The 25181-nt window shown below is 65.3% G+C and carries 24 protein-coding genes; 14 read left to right on the plus strand and 10 right to left on the minus strand.

Annotated elements, in window-relative coordinates:
• Position 1: 1 nt before the first annotated feature.
• From ACKI1H_RS04390 to ACKI1H_RS04400, 3 genes are read right to left on the minus strand one after another with little or no spacing between them, the layout of a single operon-like run.
• Positions 2 to 1825 carry a class I SAM-dependent methyltransferase gene (locus tag ACKI1H_RS04390; RefSeq protein WP_440467747.1) on the minus strand — a complete coding sequence of 608 codons (1824 nt, stop codon included), beginning with the start codon at positions 1823 to 1825 and terminating at the stop codon, positions 2 to 4.
• Positions 1822 to 2745 carry a glycosyltransferase family 2 protein gene (locus ACKI1H_RS04395; RefSeq protein WP_440467748.1) on the minus strand — a complete coding sequence of 308 codons (924 nt, stop codon included), beginning with the start codon at positions 2743 to 2745 and terminating at the stop codon, positions 1822 to 1824. Before ACKI1H_RS04395 ends, ACKI1H_RS04390 begins: the two co-directional genes overlap by 4 nt.
• A 15-nt stretch (positions 2746 to 2760) precedes the next feature.
• Positions 2761 to 3498 (minus strand): sulfotransferase family protein, encoded by a 738-nt coding sequence (locus tag ACKI1H_RS04400; protein ID WP_246084878.1) that lies wholly within the window; start codon positions 3496 to 3498, stop codon positions 2761 to 2763.
• 121 nt (positions 3499 to 3619) lie between these two features.
• Between ACKI1H_RS04400 and ACKI1H_RS04405 the strand changes: the two genes are divergently transcribed.
• Together ACKI1H_RS04405 and ACKI1H_RS04410 are read left to right on the plus strand one after the other, a co-directional pair.
• Positions 3620 to 4375: an ABC transporter permease gene (locus tag ACKI1H_RS04405; protein WP_171049487.1), complete on the plus strand. Its 756-nt coding sequence runs from the start codon at positions 3620 to 3622 to the stop codon at positions 4373 to 4375.
• An 8-nt stretch (positions 4376 to 4383) separates the two neighbouring features.
• Entirely contained in the window at positions 4384 to 5154 is a 771-nt protein-coding gene (locus tag ACKI1H_RS04410) for an ABC transporter ATP-binding protein (RefSeq protein ID WP_440467749.1), read from the plus strand.
• A gap of 12 nt (positions 5155 to 5166) precedes the next feature.
• Here ACKI1H_RS04410 and ACKI1H_RS04415 read toward each other — a convergent pair whose 3' ends face one another.
• Positions 5167 to 6927: a cation:proton antiporter gene (locus ACKI1H_RS04415; protein WP_138523307.1), complete on the minus strand. Its 1761-nt coding sequence runs from the start codon at positions 6925 to 6927 to the stop codon at positions 5167 to 5169.
• A gap of 260 nt (positions 6928 to 7187) precedes the next feature.
• On the opposite strand from ACKI1H_RS04415, the gene ACKI1H_RS04420 reads away from it, so the two are divergent.
• From ACKI1H_RS04420 to ACKI1H_RS04430, 3 genes are all read left to right on the plus strand, one after another.
• Positions 7188 to 8072, plus strand: a complete 885-nt coding sequence (locus tag ACKI1H_RS04420; protein ID WP_138523309.1) for a Tim44 domain-containing protein — start codon at positions 7188 to 7190, stop codon at positions 8070 to 8072.
• Positions 8073 to 8263: 191 nt separating this feature from the next.
• Complete coding sequence (locus ACKI1H_RS04425; protein WP_138523311.1) at positions 8264 to 8665, plus strand: SMI1/KNR4 family protein; 402 nt, start codon at positions 8264 to 8266, stop codon at positions 8663 to 8665.
• Positions 8666 to 8768: 103 nt separating this feature from the next.
• A complete protein-coding gene (locus tag ACKI1H_RS04430) occupies positions 8769 to 8981 on the plus strand; it encodes a YgdI/YgdR family lipoprotein (RefSeq protein WP_017521498.1) in 213 nt (70 codons plus the stop codon).
• Between the two features lie 8 nt (positions 8982 to 8989).
• Here ACKI1H_RS04430 and ACKI1H_RS04435 read toward each other — a convergent pair whose 3' ends face one another.
• On the minus strand, positions 8990 to 9655 hold the full coding sequence (locus ACKI1H_RS04435; protein WP_440467750.1) for a GntR family transcriptional regulator: 666 nt from the start codon (positions 9653 to 9655) through the stop codon (positions 8990 to 8992).
• A 74-nt stretch (positions 9656 to 9729) separates the two neighbouring features.
• Complete coding sequence (locus ACKI1H_RS04440; protein WP_440467751.1) at positions 9730 to 10518, minus strand: SDR family NAD(P)-dependent oxidoreductase; 789 nt, start codon at positions 10516 to 10518, stop codon at positions 9730 to 9732.
• A 127-nt stretch (positions 10519 to 10645) separates the two neighbouring features.
• On the opposite strand from ACKI1H_RS04440, the gene ACKI1H_RS04445 reads away from it, so the two are divergent.
• The 6 genes from ACKI1H_RS04445 to ACKI1H_RS04470 all read left to right on the plus strand — a co-directional run bounded on the left by ACKI1H_RS04445 (position 10646) and on the right by ACKI1H_RS04470 (position 17839).
• On the plus strand, positions 10646 to 12040 hold the full coding sequence (locus ACKI1H_RS04445; protein WP_440467752.1) for an aspartate aminotransferase family protein: 1395 nt from the start codon (positions 10646 to 10648) through the stop codon (positions 12038 to 12040).
• A gap of 179 nt (positions 12041 to 12219) precedes the next feature.
• Positions 12220 to 13587 carry a glutamine synthetase family protein gene (locus ACKI1H_RS04450; RefSeq protein ID WP_440467753.1) on the plus strand — a complete coding sequence of 456 codons (1368 nt, stop codon included), beginning with the start codon at positions 12220 to 12222 and terminating at the stop codon, positions 13585 to 13587.
• Positions 13588 to 13896: 309 nt separating this feature from the next.
• Complete coding sequence (locus ACKI1H_RS04455) at positions 13897 to 14655, plus strand: SDR family NAD(P)-dependent oxidoreductase (RefSeq protein ID WP_138523321.1); 759 nt, start codon at positions 13897 to 13899, stop codon at positions 14653 to 14655.
• Positions 14656 to 14857: 202 nt separating this feature from the next.
• Complete coding sequence (locus ACKI1H_RS04460) at positions 14858 to 15337, plus strand: acyl-CoA thioesterase (RefSeq protein ID WP_138523323.1); 480 nt, start codon at positions 14858 to 14860, stop codon at positions 15335 to 15337.
• 209 nt (positions 15338 to 15546) lie between these two features.
• Positions 15547 to 17250: a YbaL family putative K(+) efflux transporter gene (gene ybaL, locus ACKI1H_RS04465; RefSeq protein WP_138523325.1), complete on the plus strand. Its 1704-nt coding sequence runs from the start codon at positions 15547 to 15549 to the stop codon at positions 17248 to 17250.
• A gap of 4 nt (positions 17251 to 17254) precedes the next feature.
• Positions 17255 to 17839: a YqaA family protein gene (locus ACKI1H_RS04470; protein ID WP_440467754.1), complete on the plus strand. Its 585-nt coding sequence runs from the start codon at positions 17255 to 17257 to the stop codon at positions 17837 to 17839.
• A 117-nt stretch (positions 17840 to 17956) separates the two neighbouring features.
• On the opposite strand, the gene pdxY is transcribed toward ACKI1H_RS04470, so the two are convergent.
• Positions 17957 to 18826, minus strand: coding sequence for a pyridoxal kinase PdxY (gene pdxY, locus ACKI1H_RS04475; protein ID WP_045213929.1), 870 nt, complete (start codon positions 18824 to 18826; stop codon positions 17957 to 17959).
• A 147-nt stretch (positions 18827 to 18973) separates the two neighbouring features.
• Between pdxY and ACKI1H_RS04480 the strand changes: the two genes are divergently transcribed.
• A complete protein-coding gene (locus ACKI1H_RS04480; protein ID WP_425049006.1) occupies positions 18974 to 19438 on the plus strand; it encodes a DUF3301 domain-containing protein in 465 nt (154 codons plus the stop codon).
• On the opposite strand, the gene ACKI1H_RS04485 is transcribed toward ACKI1H_RS04480, so the two are convergent.
• Both ACKI1H_RS04485 and ACKI1H_RS04490 read right to left on the minus strand, forming a co-directional pair.
• A complete protein-coding gene (locus ACKI1H_RS04485) occupies positions 19435 to 19788 on the minus strand; it encodes a DUF7079 family protein (RefSeq protein ID WP_088420778.1) in 354 nt (117 codons plus the stop codon). The genes ACKI1H_RS04480 and ACKI1H_RS04485 overlap by 4 nt on opposite strands.
• Positions 19785 to 20663, minus strand: coding sequence for an alpha/beta fold hydrolase (locus ACKI1H_RS04490; RefSeq protein ID WP_138523333.1), 879 nt, complete (start codon positions 20661 to 20663; stop codon positions 19785 to 19787). The genes ACKI1H_RS04485 and ACKI1H_RS04490 overlap by 4 nt, the downstream gene beginning before the upstream one ends.
• A 103-nt stretch (positions 20664 to 20766) precedes the next feature.
• Here ACKI1H_RS04490 and ACKI1H_RS04495 point away from each other — a divergent pair, with 103 nt between their 5' ends.
• Together ACKI1H_RS04495 and ACKI1H_RS04500 are read left to right on the plus strand one after the other, a co-directional pair.
• Positions 20767 to 22530, plus strand: coding sequence for a sensor histidine kinase (locus ACKI1H_RS04495; protein ID WP_280055593.1), 1764 nt, complete (start codon positions 20767 to 20769; stop codon positions 22528 to 22530).
• A complete protein-coding gene (locus ACKI1H_RS04500; protein ID WP_440467755.1) occupies positions 22527 to 23861 on the plus strand; it encodes a sigma-54-dependent transcriptional regulator in 1335 nt (444 codons plus the stop codon). Before ACKI1H_RS04495 ends, ACKI1H_RS04500 begins: the two co-directional genes overlap by 4 nt.
• Here the strand turns inward: ACKI1H_RS04500 and ACKI1H_RS04505 are convergent.
• Positions 23843 to 24979 carry a hypothetical protein gene (locus tag ACKI1H_RS04505; RefSeq protein WP_440467756.1) on the minus strand — a complete coding sequence of 379 codons (1137 nt, stop codon included), beginning with the start codon at positions 24977 to 24979 and terminating at the stop codon, positions 23843 to 23845. The two genes, ACKI1H_RS04500 and ACKI1H_RS04505, sit on opposite strands and share 19 nt — an antisense overlap.
• Positions 24980 to 25181: the final 202 nt, after the last annotated feature.

A 25181-nucleotide genomic window follows, 5' to 3' on the forward strand; every position in this document is an offset into this window, starting at 1 on the left:
CTCAGCTGGCCGGTTGCTGCTGCGGCTGGCCCTGCGTCAGGCGCTTGAGCTTGCGAGTGTTCTCCAGGTGCTTGCTGGCATGCACATAGAACGAACGCAGCCCCGCGCCGTCGTCGGCCTTGGCATCCTCGAACAGCAGCTTGAGTAGCGGATGGTCATTGCTGCGATCACCGCCGGGCTTGCGCAGCACTCCCAGGCCGAAGCCGTGGTTGAAGGTGAAGGTCTCGTGCTGGCCACGGGTCTCGTCCCAGAACTTCCAGGCGCCGAAGTCCTGCAGGCGGGCCATGACGTCATGGAACAGGATGATGCCGCCCGGCTTCACCTTCGGATACCAGTTGGCGAAATCGGCGCTCACTGCCTCGTAGGTATGGAAACCATCGATGTGCAGCAACTCGATGCTGTCGTCGTCGAAGTGCTTGAGCGCGTCCTCGAAGAACATCCGCATCAGGTACGAGAAGCCATGGTAGTGCTGGCGATTATGGTTGTTGACTGCGTTGAACACCGACTCGTCGTATTTGTCGGTGTGCGCATCGCCCTCAAAGGTATCCACGGCGTAGCAGACACCATCGATATCGTTCTCCTTCATCGCCTGGCAGAAGGTGAAGTAGGACAGTCCCTTGTGCGTGCCCAGTTCAACGAGCATCTTGGGGCGCAGCGCGGTGACCAGGTCGTAGCCGAACGGCAAGTGATCGACCCAAGTGCTGAAGACCATGTGCAGCGGCTCGAAATGCTTGATCGACGGGGGCATGTAGAGGGTCTTCATGATCTGGCCTTCTCCGGAAACTGGGGGACGGGAAGCAATGATCCGCACCGGTGTCTGCACCGGGGCGAGGCGAAATTCGGGCTTGAGGGCCTGGTCGGCGAACGGGTCTTCCTGGCGCCCGGCGCAGCGGCGCACGCGATCCATACCGCGCTGCACGGAGCGTTCGAGATAACGCAGGCTGGGCGCCTTGGCCTGGCCAAGCAGAATAGGCTCCACGGTCGGCGAGCGGAAGGGCTCCCCCAGCAGCGCGCAGAGCTGATCGCTCTGACGCTTGAGCAGATCCTCGCGTCCATCGACCTCGGAAGTGGTGACGCCGCCATGCAACTGGTGGAATGAACCTTCTCCGACCAACATCACCGACTGCGTACGTGGGTGCATGGCAGCCTTGCGATAGAGATAAAGGTTCAGCGCACCGCCGCCAGGCATGTCGAAACGCTCGTCGGCACGGCCGATATCGCGGAACACCTGGGCATTGATGAACAGGCAGTTGCTTTCCATGAAAGGGTGGAAATAGCCGTTCGGGTTGGCACCGCTCCAGCAGGAAATATCGAACAACCGATAGCCATTGGCCGACTCTGGCCAGCCGATATCCGCCAGCAGTTGCTGCTCGGCCTCTTCGGAATAGCCGTGGGTCAGGTGAAACTGCTGCTCGTTCTCCCCCAGATGGTAACCAGGCACCACTACCATGGCATCGGGCGTCATACGGAAGGCCATCAGCGCGTACTTCACTACGCCAGGCGTCACCAATCGGGCACCATCGATCATCAGACCGATGAAGCGCCCACGCGCCTGGGCGAAACCGAAGTTGATCGCCGGCGCGGGCGATACGCCTGCTTCGTCACGCAGGAAGTAACGGAAATTGCCGGGCAGCCGGCCGATGGCCTCCGCATCCATGTTTCGCTTGGAGCGGTTCTCCACCAGGATGACTTCATAATCGTCGGCATCGACGCCCTGCTGGTAGTCAGGCGCCAGGCTGATCAAAGTGTTGAGCGCCTGGCGCGGCATGTCATAGGCAATGACGATGATCGACAGCAGCGGACGCTTCTCGTGGTACGCAGTCATACAGCCTGCACCCGACTCAGCGAATGATTGAGGAAACGGAAAATGTGCGGATGCGCCGAACCGAGCAAAATCGGCCGCACGCTGGGTGGTGTGCGGTTGTCTCCGCGAATCTGCTTGTCCTGTTCATCGAGCAGCTTGTAGACCCGCTCGCGCTCCTCGCGCAGGGTGCCGGTGGTCACGCCACCATGGAACTGGTGGAACGACCCTTCGCTGTAGAGCAGATAGAACGGCGTATTCGGGTACTCCAGCAAGCGCTTGTAGAGATCCAGGTTGGCGTTGCCGCCGCCGAAGTCGTTGTAGCGCGGGTTCACCCCGCCCAGCGCCTTCCACTTGCGCATCGACATGCCGATGAAGTTGCTCTCGTAGTTGGCCTGGAAGAAGCCACCCTGGCAGGAGCCACTGAGCACCGCGATGTCGAACAGCCGATAGCCGTTGCTCGGCCACTCGATGCCGTGCAGCAGGACCTGCTCGGCATCCTCGTTGTAGCCCTCGTTCACCGCTACCTGCTGCAGCTTGTGACCGATGTGATAGCCGGGCACGGAGACGGCCGCCTCGGCGTCGAGACGGAAGGCGTCCAGTGCATGGCGCAGGACACCGGGAGAGAGCATGCGCGCGCCGTCGATCATGATGGCGATGTGGCTGCCTCGGGCCTGGGAGGCTCCGAAGTTGATCGCATGGACCGGCGTACGCTCTGTTTCATTGCGGTGGAAGTACCGCACGTTGCCCGCATGCTGGGTGGCGCGCTCACGGCCCAGCAAACTGTCGGAATGGTTTTCGACGACGATGACTTCATAGTCTCGCTCGTTCACACCATGCTGATAGGCAGGGCTGAGCGAATACAGCGTCTTGTCGGCCTGCTCGGGCATCTTGTAGACGATGACCACGACGCTCAGGCGCGGCGCGCGACGAAAGATGGGCATGACACAACCCCCGGGTCAATCAGCGATGGCTTTGAGAGCCTGGTACAGGGCATCCAGCTCGGGCGCGAGTTTCTCGTCGCCGTGCCGATGATGTTTGAGTTCGGAGCTGAAGAACCGCTCCGTAGCCGGCGGCTCGAGGCCGAATCTGCGCAGCACCTCATCCAGCTGCCGGTGCAGGCTGTCCTCGTCCTGGTCGAAGCAGAGTACCGGGAACTTCACCCGACCATGCAGTTCGAGGAGGCGGCTGTTATAGGCCTTCCACAGGCCTAGCGCCTGTTCACGCGGCATGCCGCCACGGGCCTGGAGGGAATCGGCAACGGCCGAAGGGTGGCGGAAGATGCCGACGAAACGCAGGTTGGGAATCAGTTCCTGCCAGCCTTCGACGGCCAGGAGCGCGCGCGGATCCTTGAACCCCCAGCGCTTCACGCCATCGTAACCACCGATCAGCTCGCGGGCCGCGGCGTACTCGGCCGGCGTCCAATGCGGCGCCACGGCGGGCGGGTTGTCCCACGCCGCGCCACGCTCGGCGAGCATCGCGTCATGGAAGGCAACGATATCGGTGTTCTCGCGGTTGCCCTTGAGATTGTGAGGGTTCCATGTACTGTGCTTGCCCAGCTCCAGGCCGGCCTCCTGCAGGGAGCCGGTGAGGAAACTGGTGCCGCTGCGGTGCATGCCGACAACCATGAGGACCAGGTCTTCCTGGGCGGGAGCGGCTTTCCGGGAGGAGCCGAACAAGACATCAAATAGGCGCATACCAGCTCTTTTTCTTATGTTTGGGCGATGATCCGCACAGAATGCGCCGTAATTGGCACACAGGCTTGCTGCGGCGCATTGTGTTTAAATACCCCACCCTTTTCAATCCAACAAGAACGACATGAAGCACAGGGACATCATTCTATTCGGCGTCTACAGCGACCTGCGCACCGAAGTGGCGCGGCGCTTCCTGGGATTCCTCTGGTGGATCCTCGAACCCGTGATGTACATGGGTGCCTTCTACATTGTCTTTGGCCTGGCCCTGGGCCACAGCCGCCCAGGCTATGTCCCGCTGCTGCTCAGCGGCATGGTGGCCTGGAAGTGGTTCGACGGCTCGGTGCGCCAGGCCAGTAATGCCATCCAGAGCAACGCCGGCCTGATCCAGCAGATCGATGTGCCCAAGTACGTGTTCGCGCTCATCCCGATACTCAGCAACACCTTCAAGTTCCTGATCATCCTGACCTTGCTGATCCTCTCCTTGCTGCTGTCCGGATACCGCCCGTCGCTGGAATGGCTCGCACTGCCGGTGCTGATCCTCAATCAGTTGCTGTTCATCATCGGCTTCGGCTTCCTGCTGGCCTCCGTGCTGCCCTTCGTGCCGGACCTGCGCCAGGTGGTGGACAACTTCCTGATGCTGATGATGTTCATGTCCGGCGTGTTCTTCAGCATCCACGAGATTCCTGCCTCCATGGCGCCGTTCCTGAATCTCAATCCGATGACCGTGATGATCACCGCCTTCCGCGATGTGCTGCTGCACAACCAGTGGCCGTCCTGGGGCGAACAGTTCTATGTGCTGGCCGTCGCTGTACCCCTGCTGGCTGCCGCGTTGTGGATCCTCCACCGCAACGAGCGCAAGTATCCCAAGCTGCTGTTCTGAGGTGAGACATGTCCGGTGATCTGATTCTCCAGGCCGAACACGTCGGCCTGTCCTACCGGCAGCGGGTTGGCATGCTGCGCTATGAATCCTTCTGGGCCCTGCAGAACGTCAGCTTCGAGCTCTACGAAGGCGAAACCCTGGGCGTGATCGGCAACAACGGTGCCGGCAAGAGCACGCTGTTGCGCATGATCGCCGGCATCGTCGACCCCGATCGCGGGGTGTTGCGCCGCAGCAAGCCGTTGAGTGCCAGCCTGCTGGCCCTCAACGTGGGCTTCAAGCCGGAGCTTTCCGGCCGCGACAACGTTGTTATCAGCGGTCTGCTGCTAGGCATGAAGCGTGCTGACATCCGCAGGCAGATGGATGACATCCGCGAATTCAGCGATCTGGGCGACTTCTTCGAGCGCCCGGTAGGCACCTACTCCACGGGGATGCGCGCCCGCCTGGGCTTCGCCGTGGCGATCCACGCCGATCCGGATATCCTCCTGATCGATGAAGTACTGGGCGTGGGCGACCAGACCTTCCGCGAGAAATCCCACGCGGCCATGCGCGCCAAGATCAAACAGGGCAAGACCGTGATCCTGGTATCCCACAGCATGGAGGCGATCCGCGAACTCTGTCAGCGGGTACTCTGGATCGAGCGGGGCAAATCGATCATCTGCAGCGATGCAGAAACCGTGATCAGCGGCTACCACGAGACTGTTCGCCAGGCGGTACGTGAAATGCACAAGGCCGAACGAGAGCGCAAGGCCGCTCAGCAAACGCTCGAAGTCCAGCAGTAAAAGCCGGCGGGCTCAGTGATGCCCGCCGCCGTTCTGCTCGAAAGTCTCGATCAGCGCCACCTGCATCCGCGAATGCACGCGGATGAACCAGCGCCAGAACACCGCGATCACCAGCGCGGCGATCAGCGCCACCACCACCAATAGCTCGCCCGGCGGCAGGATGCTCGAACTGAGCGCCGCCAGCAGCAACATCATGCCGCCCAGCGACAGCAGCGGGATCAGCTCGGAAATCACCCGGCGCACGCGGGCCGTGTGGCGTCCGGCGCTCTCCGCCTTCACTCCCATCTCCGCCAGCAGCATCGCCAGCGCCTTGAGCTTGCGGTAGGCCGCGATCAGGAACGGCAGCGAGAGCAGCAGTGCAGCGCCCCAGATCAGCGCCTTGTGCAGCGCTTCGGGCTCGACGAACTGCGCCAGCCATTGGCCGATCTGGCCGGCGAAGAACGCCAGGGCGAAGAAGATCGCGATCACCAGGGTGAGGTTGACCCCGACCTGCAGCAGGATGCGCCGGATCATCCCGGCGAGGATCGCCTTGTCGCCGCGCGGCTTGATGCTGCGCAGCCACTCACCGTACAGGCTGAACACCCGCACCATGGGCGAAGGCAGGCTGCGACCCAGGTACAGCGCCAGCGGGTCGGCGGAACGGATCAGGTAGGGCGTCAGCAGGGTGGTGATGGCCGACACACCAACCACCACCGGGTAGAGGAAGTCGCTGGTCACACCCAGGCTCATGCCCAGCGCCGCGATGATGAAGGAGAACTCTCCGATCTGCGAAAGGCCCATGCCCACGCGCATCGAAGTGCGCCCGTCGTTACCGGCGATGAAGGCGCCAGCGCCACAGGAAATCAGCTTGCCGGCCACGACCACGAAGGTGATCACCAGGATCGGCGCGGCGTAGTCCACCAGGACCTTGGGGTCGATGGTCAGGCCGATGGCGACGAAGAAGATCGCGCTGAACATGTCGCGCACCGGCTCCATCAGGCGTTCGATCTGGATCAGCTGACGCGACTCAGCCATGATCGCGCCGATCAGGAAGGCGCCCAGGATCATGCTGTACTCCAGCTTCACCACCAGCAGGCAGAAGCCGAAGCACAACCCCAGCACCGTCACCAGCAACATCTCGTTGCTTTCGAATTTCGCCACGTAGGCCAGCAGGCGCGGCACCAGCAGGATACCGACGACCAGCGCGACGACCATGAACAGGCTGAGCTTGCCGACCGTGGAGAACACCTGGTCGGCCTCCACCGTGCCGCTCACGGCGATGCCGGAAAATAGCGCGATGATGCCGATGCCGAGGATGTCCTCGATGATCAGCACGCCGAAGATCAGCTGGGCGAAGCGCTCGTTCTTCATCTTCAGGTCGCCCAGGACCTTGATGATGATGGTGGTGGAGGACATCGCCAGGATTGCGCCGAGGAACAGCGAGTCCATGGTGCTCCAGTCGAACAGGCGGCCGATCTCGAAGCCGGCCCAGATCATCAGGGTGATTTCCAGGAACGCGGCGATGAACGCCGTGGCGCCGACCTGGAACAGCTTGCGCAGGGAGAACTCCAGCCCCAGGCAGAACATCAGGAAGATCACCCCCAGCTCGGCGAGGGTCTTGATCGTTTCCTCGTCGTGCACCAGGGCGAACGGCGGGGTGTGCGGACCGATGATCACCCCGGCAATGATGTAGCCCAGCACCACCGGCTGCTTGAAGCGATGGCAGAGGATGGTGACGAAACCGGCGATCAGCATGATCACCGCGAGGTCCTGGATGAAGTCGATGGCATGCATGGTCGGCGGTCCTCGCGGCGTGGGGTCAGGGGATCGCGCGGCTGACGGCCTCGCTCAGCGAAGCCTACCATCCGAGTCCTCCGACAGGCGGCTCTGAAAAAATCAGTAACAGACTGATTTGGAAAGGGATTCAATCGCCCCCATATCAAGGATCGGCCCGCAACCTGTGGGCAACAGCACGAAACAAAATCTGGCTGGCCCTCATGCAGCGCCGCCTGCAACATGACGTGCGTCGTATACCAACCAAGAGAATGACAACGATGAAGCGCTTTCTCAGCCTTGCCATGGCCTTCTGTGTCGCCGTGACGCTCAGCCTCGACGTCAACGCCGCCAAGCGTTTCGGTGGCGGCAAGAGCATGGGCTCGGCGCCGAGCCACCAGACCCGCCAGGCGCAACCCGCCGCCACCCCGAATTCCCCCGCCGCCGCAGGCCCGGCTGCAACCGGTGCCGCCGCTGGCGCTGCCGGCGCGGCTGCCAAGAGCGGCGCTTCGCGCTGGCTCGGCCCGCTGGCCGGCCTCGCCGCCGGTGGCCTGCTCGCCTCCATGTTCATGGGCGACGGCTTCCAGGGCATGCAATTCCTCGACATCCTGATCATCGCGCTGATCGCGTTCATCGCCTTCCGCTTCATCGCCTCCCGTCGCCGCCAGCAGCAGGGCAACCAGCCCGCCATGGCCGGTGGTCATGCGCCGATGCAGCGTGAAATGCCGGCCGCTCCGCCGTCGATCTTCGGCGGTGCCTCGCGCCCGGTGATGGACAGCCGCCCGGTGATCAACGCACCGAGCTGGTTCGACGAGACCCGTTTCGTCGGCGCCGCCCGCGAGCACTTCATGTCCCTGCAGCAGCACTGGGACGCCAACGAGATGGACAAGATCGCCGAGTTCGTCACCCCGCAGATGCTGCAGTTCCTCAAGCAGGAACGCGCTGACCTGGGCGACGGCTACCAGTCCACCTACATCGACAACCTCGACGTGCAACTCGAGGGCGTGGACGACCAGGCCGAGAAGACCATCGCCACCCTGACCTTCAGCGGCGTGTCGAAGTCCTCGCGCTTTGACCAGGGCGAGCCCTTCAGCGAAAGCTGGCGCATGGAGCGTGCCCAGGGCGAGAACCAGCCCTGGCTGGTCGCTGGCATCCGCCAGAACTGATCCTGCGCGTGAAGAAAAAGCCCGGCGATTGCCGGGCTTTTTCGTTTCCGTCGCCCACCTCGGCGGCGCAGTACAGCACTTCCCTCGGGCCCGCCGCTCGTCCGGACGACGCCCACGCAGTGGTCTTGCGCGGATGGCCGGCTACTACTGTATAAAGCGCGCCAACCGTCGAATGTAGAGAGGCCCCGCCTGTGGAAGATGTGATCGAGAAGTTGCGTGAAGTGAACGAGCCGGTGCCGGTCCCGCTGGAGTTGCCGGACGAAGAACTGCTGGTGGAGATCGAGGAAGAGCTGCTGATCGGCATTCCGTCGGAATTCCGCGAATTCCTCCTGCAGGTCAGCGACGTGATCTACGGCCGCCTGGAGCCGGTCACCGTGACCGATCCGCAGTCCCATACCTACCTGCCGGAAGTGGCCGCCGTAGCCTGGGCCAGTGGCCTGCCGCGCGAGCTGATCCCGCTCTGCGCCGATGGTGACGACTACTACGCGGTTGCCGAGGACGGCGAGGTGATCCTCTGGGCCGACGGCGAGCTCACCGAGGAAACCTGGGACTCCGTCTGGACCTGGGCACGCGACGTATGGCTGGATACTTGAAGCCCGGTGTCGGAATTTCCTGAAACTTCCATGGTCACACAGGCAACCCAGCGTACCTCCAGCCCTTGCTGCCCGGGCGGGTACGATGCCCCGTGGAGAAACTATGAAGTTGAAAGCCTTGTTCACCTGCCTGTTGCTGCTCGGCCTCGCCGGATGCGCCGACAAGGCCGTGGTGACGCTGCAGGACGGCAGCGAAATCCTGGTGAAGGATCACTCCGACTACGACAAATACAATGACTACTACGAATTCGAACAGCTCAACGGCGAGACGATCCTGATCAAGAAGGACAACGTCCGCTTCATCAAGACCCCGTGAAGGGCGCCCTAGCGCGCCCCGAGCCTTCCCCCGCTTTCCAGCTCCAGCAGGTTGAGCAGGTACTGGCCGCAGTAGCCCAGGTCCTGTTCGATGGCTTTGCGCGCGCCCGTGCCATCGCCTCGCTCCAGCGCCTGCAGGGTGTCTTCGTGGAAGTCGTTCAGGCGCAGCGACAGGTCGGCCTCGGTGAACAACCGGTTGAAGAAGGGCCCGACCTGCAGCCACAGCGCCTCGATCATGCGCAGCAGCGTGGGGTTGCCGCAGGCACGGTAGAGCGTCAGGTGGAACAGGCTGTTGGCTTCCAGGTAGCCGTGGACATCGCGGGCGTTCAGCGCGGTTTCCATGCGTTCGGTGCAATCGCGCAGCACCGCCATGTCGGCGGGCTTCAGGTGCCTGGCTGCGTCCTCCACCGCCAGTCCCTCCAGGGATTGCCGCACCTGCAGGATCTGCAGGTAGCGCTCGCGGGTCATCACCGGCACCCGTAGCGATCGCTGCGGCTCGCCTTCCAGCGCGCCCTCGGCCACCAGGCGTTGCAGGGCGGCGCGAACCGGCATCGGGCTGGTGCCCCACTCATCGGCCAGGTCGCGGATCTTGAGCCGCTCGCCGGGCTGGAAGCGCCCGCTCAGCAGGGCCTGGCGCAGGTTCTGGTACAGCTGTTCCTGAAGGTTGTCGGCCATCGTGAATCACTCCCGGCCGGCCGGCGGTGCCGGCAGTTGGGCGAAGGTCAGGCTGCAGTCGTGCTTCATCTTGCTTATCCCTTGTTCTCGATCAGACAGTTGCCGCCATCCACCACCAGCACTTCGCCGGTGATGTAGCTGGCTTCGGGCGAGGCCAGGAAGGCGATGGCGGCCGCCACCTCCTCCGGTCGCCCGGAACGGCCGAGCGGCGTGCGCCGTCCGGCCTGTATTTCTTCTTCGCTGCTGGAGCCGGTGGCGATCCAGCCCGGCGCCACGCTGTTCACCGTCACCCCGCGACGCGCGACTTCCAGCGCCAGGCCCATGCTCATGCCGAGCATTCCGGCCTTCGCCGCACTGTAGGCGGACTCGCCTGGATTGCTGGCGCGAACGCCGGTGGTAGAGCTGACATTGACGATGCGCCCGTAGCCGCGCTCGAGCATCCCCGGCAGCAGCGCGCGGGTGAGCAGGAAGGCGCTGGTCAGGTTGCGCGCCAGCGACAGGTTCCAGGTCGCGAGGTCCATCGCGGCCAGTTCGGCGAAAGGTTCCGGGCTGCCCTGCATGGCCATGCCGGCGTTGTTCACCAGCACGTCTACCCTTCCCCATTGCTCCTGGGCCCATTCGGCCAGGGCCCGAACGTCGTTCTCGTTGGTCAGGTCGGCGAGCAGCGCGCGGGCCTCGAAGCCCTCGGCGCGCAGCTCGTTCGCCCGCTGCAGGACGCGCTCGCTGCTGGCCGTCAGCAGCAGTTTCACGCCATTGCGCGCCAACCGGCGGGCGCTGGCGAAACCGATGCCGGACTCGCTGCCGGCGCCGCTGACCAGGGCAACCTGGCCGGCCCAAGCGGACTCATTCGTGACATCTTTCATGGGCATCTTCTCGTTCTGTGATCACAGAATTCGTTACAGGGCAGATTATCAGGCAGTTGATCCGCTGTATTGACATTTTTGTGATCACAAATGGAAGATGTGCGAAATAACAAACGAGGTGTGCAACATGACCGCCAGCGGAATCGCCCAACAGGCCGTGGATCTCTTCACCGCCCGCGAGCGCCAGCGCTTCCTGGAACAGAATCCCAAGTCCGTCGCCCTCGCCAAGCGTGCGCACCAGTCGCTGTACGCCGGTGTGCCGATGCACTGGATGGCCGACTGGTCCACGCCCTGCTCGCTGTTCGTCGAACGCGCCCAGGGCGCCCGTTTCTACGACGTGGATGGCCATGACTACGTGGACTTCTGCCTGGGCGACACCGGCAGCATGTTCGGCCATTCGCCGGCGCCGATCGCCCGCGCGCTCGCCGAACAAGGCGCCCGCGGCCTGACCACCATGCTCCCCGGCGAAGATGCCGTGGTCTGCGGCGAACTGCTCGCCGCGCGCTTCGGCCTGCCTTACTGGCAGGTGACTGCCACCGCCACCGACTCCAACCGCTACGTGCTGCGCTGGGCTCGCGCGGTGACCAAGCGCAAGACCCTGCTGGTGTTCGACGGCTGCTACCACGGCACCGTCGACGACGTGATGGTGCGCTACCGCGATGGCGAGACCGTGCACCGCTCCGGCCTGGTCGGCCAGGCCTATGACCTGACCCAGCACAGCCGCTCCATCCCCTTCAACGACGTCGAGGCGCTGGAAGCCGCGCTGGCCCAGGGCGACGTCTGCGCCCTGCTGTGCGAGCCGGCGATGACCAACATCGGCATGGTCCTGCCCGATCCGGGCTTCATGCAGAAGTGCCGCGAGCTGACGCGTAAGTACGGCGCGCTGCTGATCATCGACGAAACCCACACCATCTCCACCAATATCGGTGGCTGCACCCAGCTGTGGAACCTTGAGCCGGACTTCTTCGTGGTCGGCAAGCCGATCGCGGGTGGCGTGCCCTGCGGCATCTTCGGTTGCAGCGCAGAGATGGCCGAGCGCATGGCCGCCTCGCGCAAGAGTGCCCAGGAAGACAGCCACGGGCACGGCCACAGCGGTATGGGCACCACGCTCTCGGCCAACGCCCTGGCCATGCACTGCATGCGCGCCAACCTGGAGCAGGTCATGACCCAGGCGGCCTACGACCACATGCTGCCGCTGGCCAAGCGCCTGGCCGACGGCTTCCGCCGGCTGATCGCCAAGCACGACCTGAAGTGGTCGGTGACCGAGCTGGGCGCGCGCAGCGAGTTCCAGTTCTGCCCCGTCTCCCCGCGCACCGGCGCCGAGGCTGAAGCAGCCTTCCATGACGAGCTGCAGATGGCACTGCACCTGTACCTGATCAACCGCGGCATCCTGATCACGCCGTTCCACAACATGACGCTGTGCTGTCCGGACACCACCGCCGAAGACGTGGATCGCCTGATCGCGACGCTGGATGCCGGCATCACCGAGCTGCTGGCGATTCCCGGCGCACGCGGGGCCTAAGCGCATAGAACCGTAGGGCGGATAACCTGGAACAGGTTATCCGCCGTCCGTTGTGTTGGCGGATAACGCTGACGCGTTATGCGCCCTACGTGAAACCCTAGCGCTGGCGAAACGAATCGCGGACAAACTCCGCTCTCGCAGTAAAGAGATTACGGCGCCCCGCGCCACCGAGGACCACCATGCAATTCGCCGATCGTCAGGAAGCCGAAGCCTTCCTCGCCGCCCACCCGGACGTGCGCAGCATCGAACTGTTCATCATCGACTCCAACGGCATCCCGCGCGGCAAGCTGCTGCACCGCGACGAGCTGCTGGCGATCTACGACAACGGCCGTCCGCTGCCCAGCTCGATCCTCGCGCTGACCGTGCAGGGCGAAGACGTCGAAGGCACCGGGCTGGTCTGGGAAGTGGCCGACGCCGATTGCTGGACCTACCCGCTGCCCGGCAGCCTGACCCTGCAACCCTGGCGCGCCAGCCCCACCGGCCAGTTGCAGGTCAGCATGCACCCGACCCAGGGCCTGCCCGCCACACCCGCCGACCCGCGCCAGGCGCTGAGCCGCGTGGTCGACCGGCTGAAAGCCGAAGGCTTCCACCCGGTGATGGCGGTGGAGCTGGAGTTCTACCTGCTGGACAAGCAGCGCGACGCCAATGGCCGCCCGCAGCCGGCGGTGCAGATGAACGGCATCCGCCCTGAGGCGCCGCAGGTCTATGGCGTCTATGAGCTGGAGCAGCTGCAGCCGTTCCTCGACGACCTCTACGCCGCCTGCGAAGTCCAGGGCCTGCCGGTACGCACGGCGATTTCCGAATACGCGCCGGGCCAGGTCGAGCTGACCCTGGAGCACCGCTTCGACGTCATGCAGGCCATCGACGAAGGCGTGCGCTACAAGCGCCTGGTGAAGGGCGTGGCGAACAAGCACGGGCTGCAGGCCTGCTTCATGGCCAAGCCGTTCGGCGACCGCGCGGGCTCCGGCATGCACCTGCACGTCAGCCTGGCGGATGCCGAGGGCAACAACCTCTACGCCAGCGAAGACATTCACGGCACCCCGCTGCTGCGCCACTCCATCGGCGGCATGATGGCGCGTCTGCTGGACTCCCTGGCGATCTTCTGCCCCAACGCCAACTCCTTCCGCCGCTTCCAGGCCAACAGCTACGCGCCACTGGCCAAGAGCTGGGGCGTGAACAACCGCACCGTGTCGTTCCGCGTGCCCGGCGGCCCGGCCAAGAGCCGGCACATCGAGCACCGCATCTGCGGCGCCGACGCCAACCCGTACCTCGCCGCGGCGGCGATCCTCGCGGCCATCCACGAAGGCATCCGCGAGCAGATCGATCCGGGCGCGCCCATCGTCGGCAACGGCTACGAGCAGGCCACCGAGTTCCTCCCCACCGACTGGCTCACTGCGCTGCGCGCGCTGGAGTCTTCCACCTGGGCGCGCGAAGCACTGGGCGAGGAGTTCCTCAAGGTGTTCCTGGCGATCAAGTGGGAAGAGTTCCGCCAGTTCATGGGCGAAGTCGGCGAGCAGGACTGGCGCTGGTACCTGCACCACGCGTGATCGCAGGCCGTATCGGCAAAGACGAAACGGCTCTTGTAGGAGCGAGCTTGCTCGCGAACAAGCTCCAACGCTGATGCGTTCGCGAGCAAGCTCGCTCCCACAGGGACAGCAACCCTCGATGCCTCCGATCCGCTCACCCGCCGACACGCAAAAGACTTACGAAAAATTTACCCTGCCAGAGTGAAGATTCTGGTCTTTTCTTGGTCAGTAGTTCCACGGGGCGCGGCTGAGCGTTTCCGTGGTCAAAGCGGCGCCGCCGGTCTGCCTGCCGGCCGCCGTTCCCTCTCAGGCAGGGAGAACCCGTAGACAATGAGCACTCCTGTCGTACTGATCACCGGCGCCGCCGGTGGCCTCGGAAAAGCCATCGCCAAACGTTTCGCCCAAAGCCACTGGCGCATCGCCGCCACCGACGTGGACAAAGCCGGCCTGCATGCCCTCAATGCCCAGGTCCCGCTGGACGCCAGCGCCGTTGCCGACCTGCGACGCTCCGACAACTGCCACAGCCTGGTCTCCGACATTCTCGCCCGCACCGGTCGCCTCGACGCCCTGGTGAACGCCGCCGGTGTCTGGCGCGAAGGCCCGGTAGAAGACTTCAACGAGGACGACTTCGACCTGGTCATGGGCGTGAACCTCAAGGCCGCGTTCTACATGTGCCAGGCCGCCACGCCGTACCTCAAGGAAAACCACGGCTGCATCGTCAACATCTCCAGCGATTCCGGCCGCCAGGCCTATCGCGGCTCGGCGGCCTACTGCGCAAGCAAGGCGGCGCTGACCATGCTGACCCGCACCCTGGCGCTGGAACTGGCCGAGCAGAAAGTCCGAGTCAACGCCATCTCCCCGGCCGACATTGCCACGCCGATGCTCGACTACCAGGCCGAGCGCTACGGGCAGGGCAATCCGGACGGCTACAAGCGAGCCCTGCTGAAGGATTATCCACAGGGCAAGGTGGCGCGCTTCATCCGTCCCGAGGAAGTCGCCGAACTGGTCTGGTACCTGTGCAAGCCGGAATCCGAGGCCATCACCGGCGCGGACCTGGCCATCGACTTCGGCCTTTCCGCCGGGCGCTGAACCGGCCAACAAACGAACGGGCGACCAGGGGTCGCCCGTTTTCGTTCGAAGCGTTGATCGAACGGCGGATGCACCGCTGGCGAAGGGTCCACTGGCGCCGCTGGCCAATCAGGGATATAGAAAAAACTGTGTCGCCAGCCGCACTCCGGTTGTCCAGAGTGAGGCCCTTTCCTTTTCCCAAGATGATTCCGAAGAGAATTCCATGGAACCTGGCAACCACCAGCTCAGCATGACCGTCCTGATGACCCCCGACATGGCCAACTTCTCCGGCAATGTCCACGGAGGCACCCTGCTCAAGTACCTCGACGAGGTCGCCTACGCCTGCGCCAGCCGCTATGCCGGCTACTACGTGGTGACACTGTCGGTGGACCAGGTGATCTTCCGCCAGCCGATCCACGTCGGCGAACTGGTCACCTTCCTTGCCTCGGTGAACTACACCGGCCGCACCTCCATGGAGATCGGCGTGAAAGTGGTCACCGAGAACATCCGCGAGAAATCCGTGCGCCACACCAACAGCTGCTTCTTCACCATGGTGGCGCTGGACGACGACCGCAAGCCGATCGAGGTGCCACAACTCGACCCACAGACCAAGGACGAGAAACGTCGCTTCGCCCAGGCCCAGCAACGCCGACAGATTCGCCAGGAGCTGGAACAGCGCTACCAGGAGCTTCGCGACGAATAAGCGACGTTCACGACATTTCCTGAAAAGAAATCCCGCGTGTCGCGGAAATTTCCCAATGCGTCAACAGGTTACCCTTGCGTGAAAGCAAGGTAGGAATTCATTACTACGCCTAAACTTTTCACACGCGGGTTTGCCCCCGTGACCCACCGTCGAGCGACCCGGTGCTGATACGCAGTCCGGTCGCTCCCTGAGTGCCCGGAGCCCAGACCATGCATCACACCCCGCTACTGACCACCCTCGCCGTCGGCTTCGTGCTGGCCTTCGTCCTCGGCGCCCTGGCCAACCGCCTGCGCATCTCGCCACTGGTGGGCTACCTGCTCGCCGGCGTACTGGCCGGCCCCTTCACCCCCGGTTATGTCGCCGACCAGGCGCTGTCCACGGAGATCGCCGAACTGGGCGTGATCCTGCTGATGTTCGGCGTCGGCCTGCACTTCTCGCTCAAGGACCTGTTGTCGGTAAAAGCCATCGCCATTCCCGGCGCGGTGGTGCAGATCGGCGTCGCCACCCTGCTCGGCCTGGGCCTGGCCTGGATGATGGGTTGGAACTTCGGCGGTGGTCTGGTCTTCGGCCTCGCGCTGTCGGTGGCCAGCACCGTGGTCCTGCTGCGAGCGCTGGAGCAGCGCCAGCTGATCGACACCAAGCGCGGGCGCATCGCCATCGGCTGGCTGATCGTCGAGGACCTCGCCATGGTCCTCACCCTGGTCCTGCTGCCGGCGCTGGCTGGCTCGTTGGGCGGCACCTCCGACGGTGGCGACGGCGGCCTGCTGATGCCGATCCTGCTGACCCTGGGCAAGGTCGCCGCCTTCGTTGCGGTGATGATCCTGGGCGGCCGCCGCTTCGTACCCTGGGTACTGGAGCGTGTCGCGAAAACCGGCTCGCGCGAACTGTTCACCCTCGCCGTGCTGGCCATCGCGCTGGGCATCGCCTATGGCTCGGCGGTGATCTTCGGCGTGTCCTTCGCCCTGGGCGCCTTCTTCGCCGGGATGATCCTCAACGAATCCGAGCTCAGCCACGAGGCGGCGGAAAACTCGCTGCCGCTGCGCGACGCCTTCGCCGTCCTGTTCTTCGTCTCCGTCGGCATGCTGTTCAACCCGGCGATCCTGATCCACGAGCCGCTGCCGGTGCTGGCCACCTTCCTGGTGATCGTCTTCGGCAAGTCGGTGGCGGCCTACGTCATCGTGCGCATGTTCGGCCACCCCAACAGCACCGCGCTGACCATCGCCGCGAGCCTGGCGCAGATCGGCGAGTTCTCCTTCATCCTGGTCGGTCTGGGCGTGACCCTGAACCTGCTGCCCGAAGCCGGCCGCGACCTGGTGCTGGCCGGGGCAATCCTGTCGATCCTGGTCAACCCGCTGCTGTTCATCGCCATCGACCGCCTGCAGGCGCGCCAGGAGCAGAAGGCCGAGAACGACCCCGGCGTGGTCCAGGTGGAGGCGCCGGATCTGCCGCCACCGGTGCTGGAAGAGAACCACGCCATCCTCATTGGCCACGGCCGCGTTGGTGCGCTGGTCAGCGAGCGCCTGCGCAAGGACAAGGTCCCGGTGGTGGTGATCGAGGACAAGCGCGAGAAGGCCGCCGAACTGCGCGAGCACGGTCTCTGCGTGGTGGTCGGCAATGCCGCCAATCCCGACGTCCTGAACCAGGCCAACATCACCTCGGCGCGCTGGCTGCTGATCGCCATCCCCAACGGCTTCGAGGCCGGGACGATCTCCAGCCATGCGCGGGCGATCAACCCGAACCTGGATATCATCGCCCGCGCCCACTTCGACGCCGAGGTGGACTACCTGGAGCAGAACGGTGCCAACCTGGTGATCATGGGCGAGCGGGAAATCGCCCGCGGCATGGTCGAGCGGGTCGAGCGCGAGGACGCCACCACGGCGCCCAGCGACGACCACCTGCCGCAGTCGGCCTGACGCCATGCTGCGCCGGCTCTATGACTGGACCATGCGCCTGGCGGGACATCCGCGGGCAGAGCTGGCGCTGGGCGGGGTGACCTTCGCCGAGAGTTCGTTCTTCCCCATCCCACCGGACGCGCTGCTGGTGCCGATGGTCCTGGCCAACCGCGCCAAGGCCTGGCGCTATGCGGCGATCTGCATCGTCAGTTCGGTGCTGGGCGGTATCGCCGGCTACTTCATCGGCCTGCTGCTGTTCGAAACGGTGGGCCAGGCGATCCTCGTCTTCTACGGCCTGCAGGAGAACTTCGCCGAGGTCGCCGAGCGCTACAACGAGCTCGGCTGGCTGATGGTGCTGCTGGGCGGCGGCTTCACGCCGCTGCCCTACAAGCTGATCACCCTGACCAGCGGGGTGACCCAGCTGGACCTGGTGCTGTTCATCGCCTTGAGCGTGGTGGCGCGCACCCTGCGCTTCGCCGCCACCTGCGCGCTGCTGTTCTGGGCCGGCCCGGCACTGCGCGAAGCCATCGAGAAGCGCCTGGGGCTGGCGTTCGGGCTGCTGACGGCGATGGTGGTGGGCGGGTTGCTGCTGGGCAAGTACATGCTCTGAACCGCTCTTCGTAGGAGCGAGCTTGCTCGCGAACCGCCCAACGCCCAGAGCCACCGGTAAATCAATTCGCGAGCAAGCTCGCTCCTACAGGGGAAGTACGGCGAGCTGGACATGCCCTCACCCCAGCTTCACCGCCTCGAACTTCACCCGCGGGTGGGCGATGCGATCCTGCGCGCGCACCAGCTCCAGCTCGTAGCTGCCGCAGGCCTGGGTTTCCAGCAGCACCTCGTGCACGGCGGCGGCGCAGAACTCGAAGGCAGTGCGCAGATCATCGCCCAGCAGCAGGCGGGCGAGGAACAGCCCGGATGTCAGGTCGCCCACGCCCACCGGCTGGCGCGGGAAGGCCAGCAGCGGGCGGCGCAGGTGCCAGGTCTCGTCCAGGGTCACCAGCAGCATTTCGAAGGCGTCCGCCGGCTTGCCGGGGTAGTTCAGGTGCTTCACCAGGATCGCCTTCGGGCCACGCACCAGCAGGCCACGGGCCATCGCCGCGCAGTCCTCCAGGGAGGTCGGCTGGCGGTCGCAGAAGCTGTCCAGCTCCAGTTGGTTGGGGCACAGGTAGTCGGCCACGGCAGCAGCCTCGTGGAGCAGGAACTCGCCGACTTCCGGGGCGACGATGCAGCCCTTCTCCGGATGGCCCATCACCGGGTCGCACAGATAAACGGCGCGCGGGTTCACTTCGCGGATGCGGCGCACCACTTCGAGGATCGAGCGGCCCTGCGCCGCGCTGCCCAGGTAACCCGAGAGCACCGCGTCGCAGTTGCCCAGTTCACCGATGGCGGCGATGCCATCCACCAGCGCGGGAATCTGCTCCGGCGGCAGCACCTGGCCGGTCCAGTGGCCATACTGGGTATGGTTGGAGAACTGCACGGTGTTCAGCGGCCAGACGTTCACCCCGACGCGTCGCATGGGGAACTCGGCAGCGCTGTTGCCTGCATGGCCGAAGACGACGTGGGACTGGATGGCGAGAACGTGGGGAGTGCGCGGCATAACGGTGTCCTGCTACAGAATGGGGCAGTATGGGGCGCAATTCACACGCTGTGAACATCCGCCCCTCGCCGCCCGACGGCGGAGTGAGTAAGCTGGTGCGCCGATTCCGAGGAAGCCGAAGTGGACCTGGGCAATCTTTTCATCTTCATGCTGGTCATTGCCGGCGCCGCCTGGTGGTGGCGTGCCCATGGCATCCGCGAGCGCGCCCTGGCCCTGGCCAAGCAGCACTGCGCGCGCGAGGGGGTGGAGCTGCTCGATGACGCCATGGCCCTGCAGCGCTTCCGCTTCCAGCGCGACGGCCGGGGCAACCTGCGCCTGGCCCGCGAGTACGCGTTCGAATTCACCGCCACCGGGCAGGAACGCTACGCCGGCACCATTGCGATGTTCGGCCAGCACCTGGGCCGCGTAGAGCTGGCGCCGTTCCGCATGGAGCCCGAGCCGCGCATGCCGGTTTCCCCCGTCGCCACCTTCCATCCCGCCGCGGCTCCGGTGGATGAAGAGATCATCGATGCGGTGTTCGACGACACCCCGCCGCCAGCGCGCCCCAAGGGTGAGGTCATCCGCCTGGACGAATGGCGCCGCGCGCACCAGGACAAGAAAGTCGGCGACTAGAGCTGCACGCGGATCTTCTGCCAGTGGTCCTCGGTGGCATAGGTCATCGCACGCCGCAGAACCCGGCAGCGCAACCGATGCCAGAGCCCTCGGCGGCGCCGCTGGTTGCGCCGGCAGGCCTCGAACAGCCAGTCCGGATCGAAGCCGTCCCACACTCCCGCCGTCGTCCAGGCGTTGCTCCAGACCACCGGCGCCACTTCCAGCCGGTAGATCGCCTCCAGCTCTTCCACGGTCAGGCCGCTGATCGCCAGGGTGCCGGCGATGGCTGCGAGGTCTGCTGCATCCAGCTCGGTGTCCAGCCACAACTCGGACAGCGCCAGCCAGACGGACTCGCGGGCCGGGTCGTTCATTCGTGGCCCAGCAGGAAGCGCGAGACTCGCTCGGCGCTCTCCTCGGGGAATTCCTGCATGAAGCAGTGGCCGCCGTCGACGCACTGGCCGCTCACCACGGTGTTCGAAGCACACCAGCGCGCCACGGACTTGGGCACGAAGGGATAGGTGCGCTCGCCGAACAGTACCTGGGTCGGCGTCACCACCTTGTTCAGCGTCGGCCACAGGCGCTTGGGGAAGGAACTGAAGATTTCCGCCTCGCGGCTGGGCCGGCATTTCAGCTCGACACCGGCCTCGGTACGCTTCATCGCGTTCTCCACGTAGGCCCAGAGCGCATCGTCGGTCCAACCCTTGAAGATGCCGCGACCGTGCAGGCCGGCGTAGGCCGCTTCGCGGTCCGCCCACTGGCTGCGCCGCGAGCGCGCCTTCTGCACCATGGTGCGGCGCTTGTGCAGGCCGAGCACTTCGGAGAGCGCCATCACACCGATCATCGCCGGGGTGAAGAGCACCGGGTCGAGCAGCACGGCGCGACGGAACAACTCGGGATGGCGACCGAGGATCAGGCTGCTGAGCACGCCGCCAAAGCTGTGCCCTGCAGCGTAATGCGGCACGTCGCCGAATACCGGGTTGCCGGCCTGGAAGGCCTCCACCGCCATCTCGGCGTTACGGTTCCAGCCGTGGAAACGCCCGCCATGGTCACTGTCGCCATGGCCCTGGACGTCGCACAGCCAGAGGTCGAAATCCTTGGCCAGCACCTTGAGCATCGGCTCGTAGGCGCGGCCGCAGAAGCCATTGCCATGCAGGAAGTGCAGCAGCGGCTTGCCACTGGGCTCGCTGCGCCAACCGCGCAGGGTGAAACCGGCGGACCCTTCGTGGGTCCAGGACGACAACTGCATCGAAGCTCTCCATCGGGATGCGGCAGTTTAGCGAGGCAGCGGGGCGCCGGACCAGCGCGTGGTCATGCTATTGTCGCCGACCGTTGGTCGAACACCGTCGAACATGTCGCCTGCCCGCCCTCTTCGCCTGCTGCTGATCTGCCTGCTCCTGCTGGCCGGGCTGGTGCTGTCGGTATTCTGGGCCGGCGAAAAGGCGCGGCACCGCGCGCTATTGGCCGAGGCAGAAGCCGCCCACGAACAGCTCGGCCTCTATGCCAACTCCCTGCACACCCTGATCGAGCGCTTCCGCAGCATCCCCGCCGTGCTGGCGCTGGACCCGGAACTACGCGCGGCCATGCGCGGCCCGGTGACCGGCGAGCTGCAGCACCGGCTCAACCTCAAGCTGCAGGAAATCAACGGCGCGGCACGCTCCTCGACCCTGGAGCTGCTGGACCACACCGGCCTCGCCGTGGCCGCCAGCAACTGGAACCTGCCGGTCAGCTACGTCGGCCACAACTACGGCTTCCGCCCCTACTTCCGCCAGACCATTGCCCAGGGCGCCGGGCGCTTCTACGCCGTCGGCGTGACCAGCGGGATTCCCGGCTACTTCCTGTCCAACGCCCTGCGCGACGACGACGGCCGCTTCCTCGGCGCCATCGTGGTCAAGCTGGAGTTCCCCGACCTGGAGCGGCAGTGGAGCCAGACCCCGGACGTGGTACTGGTGAGTGACAGCAAGGGCGTGGTGTTCCTCGCCAACCACCCGCGCTGGCGCTACCGCGAACTGATGCCGCTGGACGCCGTGGCCCGCGCCGAGATGGCCGACACCCGCCAGTACCACAAGCAGCCACTCAGCGCGCTGCCGCACCGGACGCTGGAAACCCTCGGCGAACACGCGCGCATGGTCCGCGTCGACGGCCAGGACATCAGCGGCGACTACCTCTGGCAATCGGTCGGTCTGCCGGAAGACGAGTGGACCCTGCACCTGCTGCGCAATCCCCACGGCGTGCAGTCCGACGTCACCAGTGCGCGGCTGGCCGCCGCCGGCGTCTGGCTGGCGCTGGTGTTCCTCGTGCTCTGGCTGCAACAGCGCCGCCGCCTCGCCCGCCTGCGCCAGCGCAATCAGGAAGAGCTGGAGCGTCTGGTCGAACAGCGCACCGCCGCCCTGCGCACCGCCCAGGATGGCCTGGTACAGGCCGCCAAGCTGGCCGCGCTGGGGCAGATGTCCGCCGCGCTGGCCCATGAGATCAACCAGCCGCTCACCGCCCAGCGCATGCAGCTGGCCAGCGTACGCCTGCTGCTCGACGCCGGCCGCCAGGACGACGCCCGCGCCGCGCTGGTGCGCGTGGATGAACTGCTCGAACGCATGGCCGCGCTCACCGGCCACCTGAAGACCTTCGCCCGCAAGACACCCGGCGGCCTGCGCGAGCGCATCGAGCTGGGCCACGTCATCGAACAGGCGCTGCAGCTGCTGGCCGTGCGCATCCGCAGCGAGGGCGTGGAGATCCATCAGCACCTCGACCTGCCCGCCTGTGTGCTGGGCGACGCGATCCGCCTGGAACAGGTGCTGGTCAACCTGATCCGTAATGCCCTGGACGCGGTGGCCAGCAGTGACCGGCCACGCATCGAGCTGACCCTGCGCCGCGAAGACGACCAATGGTGCCTGGAGGTGGCCGACAACGGCCCGGGCATCGACGACGAACACCTGGCCAGCGTCTTCGACCCCTTCTTCACCACCAAGCCGGTGGGCGAAGGACTGGGCCTGGGGCTGGCGGTATCCTATGGCATCGTCCACGAACTCGGCGGGCGCCTCGGCGCCGCCAACCAGCCCACCGGCGGCGCGGTGTTCCGCCTGAACCTGCCGGCCGCCAGCGAAGAAAGAAGACCATGAGCGAGACCATCCTCTTCGTCGACGACGAAGCCGCCATCCGCGACGCCGTGCAGCAGTGGCTGCAACTTTCAGGCTTCGAAGTGCGCCTGTGCAGCAGCGCCGACGAGTGCCTGAAAAGTGTCTCCCGCGAGCTGCCCGGCGTAGTCATCAGCGATGTGCGCATGCCCGGCACCGACGGCCTGGCCCTGCTCGAACGCCTGCAGCAGATCGACCGCGACCTGCCGGTGATCATGGTCACCGGCCATGGTGACGTACCCATGGCGGTACAGGCGATGCGCCAGGGTGCCTACGACTTCATCGAGAAACCCTTCACCCCCGAACGCCTGCTCGACAGCCTGCGCCGCGCCCTGGAGAAACGCCGGCTGGTGCAGGAGAACCGCCAGTTGCGCGAACAGGCGGCGCTCAAGGACCAGATCGAATCGCGGCTGCTCGGCGTCTCGCGGCCCGTGGAAACCCTGCGCCGGCAGATCATGGCGCTGGCCGGTACGCCGGTGAACGTGCTGATCCGTGGCGACACCGGCAGCGGCAAGGAGCTGGTCGCACGCTGCCTGCACGACTTCGGCCCGCGCGCCGGCAAGCCCTTCGTCGCGCTGAACTGCGCGGCGATCCCCGAGCAGTTGTTCGAGACCGAGCTGTTCGGCCACGAAAGCGGCGCCTTTACCGGCGCCCAGGGCAAGCGCATCGGCAAGCTGGAGCACGCCAACGGTGGCAGCCTGTTCCTCGACGAGATCGAGAGCATGCCGCTGGCCCAGCAGGTGAAGCTGCTGCGCGTGCTGCAGGAGCAGCAGCTGGAGCGCCTGGGCTCGAACCAGAGCATCAAGGTCGACCTGCGGGTCATCGCCGCGACCAAGCCGGACCTGCTCGAAGAAGCCCGCGCCGGACGCTTCCGCGAGGACCTGGTGTATCGCCTGAACGTCGCCGAACTGCGCCTGCCGCCGCTACGCGAGCGCCGCGAGGACATCCCGCTGCTGTTCGAGCACTACGCGCTGCTGGCCAGCGAGAAGTTCGGCCGCGAGGCCGCGCCGTTATCGGCCAGCGAACTGGCGCGCCTGCTCGCCCACGACTGGCCGGGCAACGTGCGTGAACTGGCCAACGCCGCCGAGCGCCACGTGCTCGGCCTGGACCGCGCCGAGCTGCCGATCGAGCCCGCCGGCAACGGTCTGTTCGAACGCATGGAAGCCTACGAGGCCGAGTGCATCCGCCAGGCACTGGGCCAGTGCAAGGGCGACATCAAGGCGGTGATGGAGCTGCTCGGTCTGCCGCGCCGCACCCTCAACGAGAAGATGCAGCGCCATGGGCTGAGCCGCGGGGATTACCTAGGCGAGGACTGAACCAGCTGCTCGGCGAAGAACCAGCCGGTGCACCAGCGCGCCAACGGCCAGAGTAGAGCCAGCAGCAGGATCGACGGCGGCAGCAGGTAAAGCGGCAGGCTGCTGGCGTTCAGCGAGTTGTAGGCGGCAAGCGCCACCAGGACCGATACCAGCCCGATAGCCACCCCCCACATCGCCAACAGCACTAGCGCGCAGGCCAGCACGCGACCGGCGGCGAAGCGCGAGACATTTGCCGGCAAGCGCTGGCGGATGGCCGTGAAAACAATCCCGAAGGGCAGCGCGCAACCAACCAGCAGGAAGACCGGAACCCAGCCGGTAGCACCAATATATCCCCAGCGCGAACTGTAACTGAGGGTCGAGACCAGCTTATAGGTCAGCGCGATAAAGCACAGCGCAACACCCAGTGCCACCTGCCAGGAAGGCAATGTCAGCGACTGGCCCGGCTCCAGCAGATCCGAATGTCGACCGGCCCGGCGCAACAGCAGCCACAGTGGAAGAAGGCAACCCAGCAGCAGGCTGGCCAGCCCGGAGACCTGGCCATAGGCGAGCATCCAGAAATTGCCTGTGATGGACTGCTCGGCCCATTGAATGTACGACTGACTTGCGTAGGCAATGATAATGCTCACGATCAGCGAGCAGAGCAGGTAAAGCCCCACGAACCCCACCAGCAAACCTGCCTGCGGCCGAAAGCGTGCTACCCCCTGGCGCTCACGCTGATGCTGCACCAACAGCAGGACCGCCGCCGTAGGGACGAGCATGCCGCCCATCCAACTGGACAGGCGGAAGGGCAGGAGCTCCAGCAACTGGTCTCCCATACTGCCCATGACACCCATCAACTGAACGGCATTGCTGCCGAAGAAGATAATCGCCGCCGCCACGACCATCGCGGCGACAAAGTGGAACGGCTGGTTCGTCGCCGACTTGACGGGGGCGGAAGGCGCGGCCAGGTCGGCTTGAGGGGTGGCGAAGGGGTTATCAGTGGTCATCTCGGCATCCTTGTCGAATCCGGCCCTGGGCACGGAGTGCGCCCAGCCTACCAGCCCGCCTGCGCTTTTCCAGCGGCATAAAAAAAGGCCGCTGGAAACAGCGGCCTTGAGACGGACGTCGATCTGGAGCAATCAAGAATCGGCGTCGGGAAGCTTGCCGGCGGTGAGGCCGGTAACGGCGCTGCTCGAAAGCCGCGCTGTTGGGTCAAGTATATTGACCGATAAGACAGGAATACAGCTCACCCGCAGCGAAAGACTGTTACAGCTTCTGTAATAGTCCTTGTCCCGGTAGCGGAAACGCAGGCAAAAAAACGCCGCATATCTTATGCGGCGC

Origin of the sequence: Pseudomonas sp. YH-1, from assembly GCF_051990045.1 — a bacterium.
In the GTDB taxonomy this organism is placed as follows: Bacteria; Pseudomonadota; Gammaproteobacteria; order Pseudomonadales; family Pseudomonadaceae; genus Pseudomonas; species Pseudomonas nicosulfuronedens.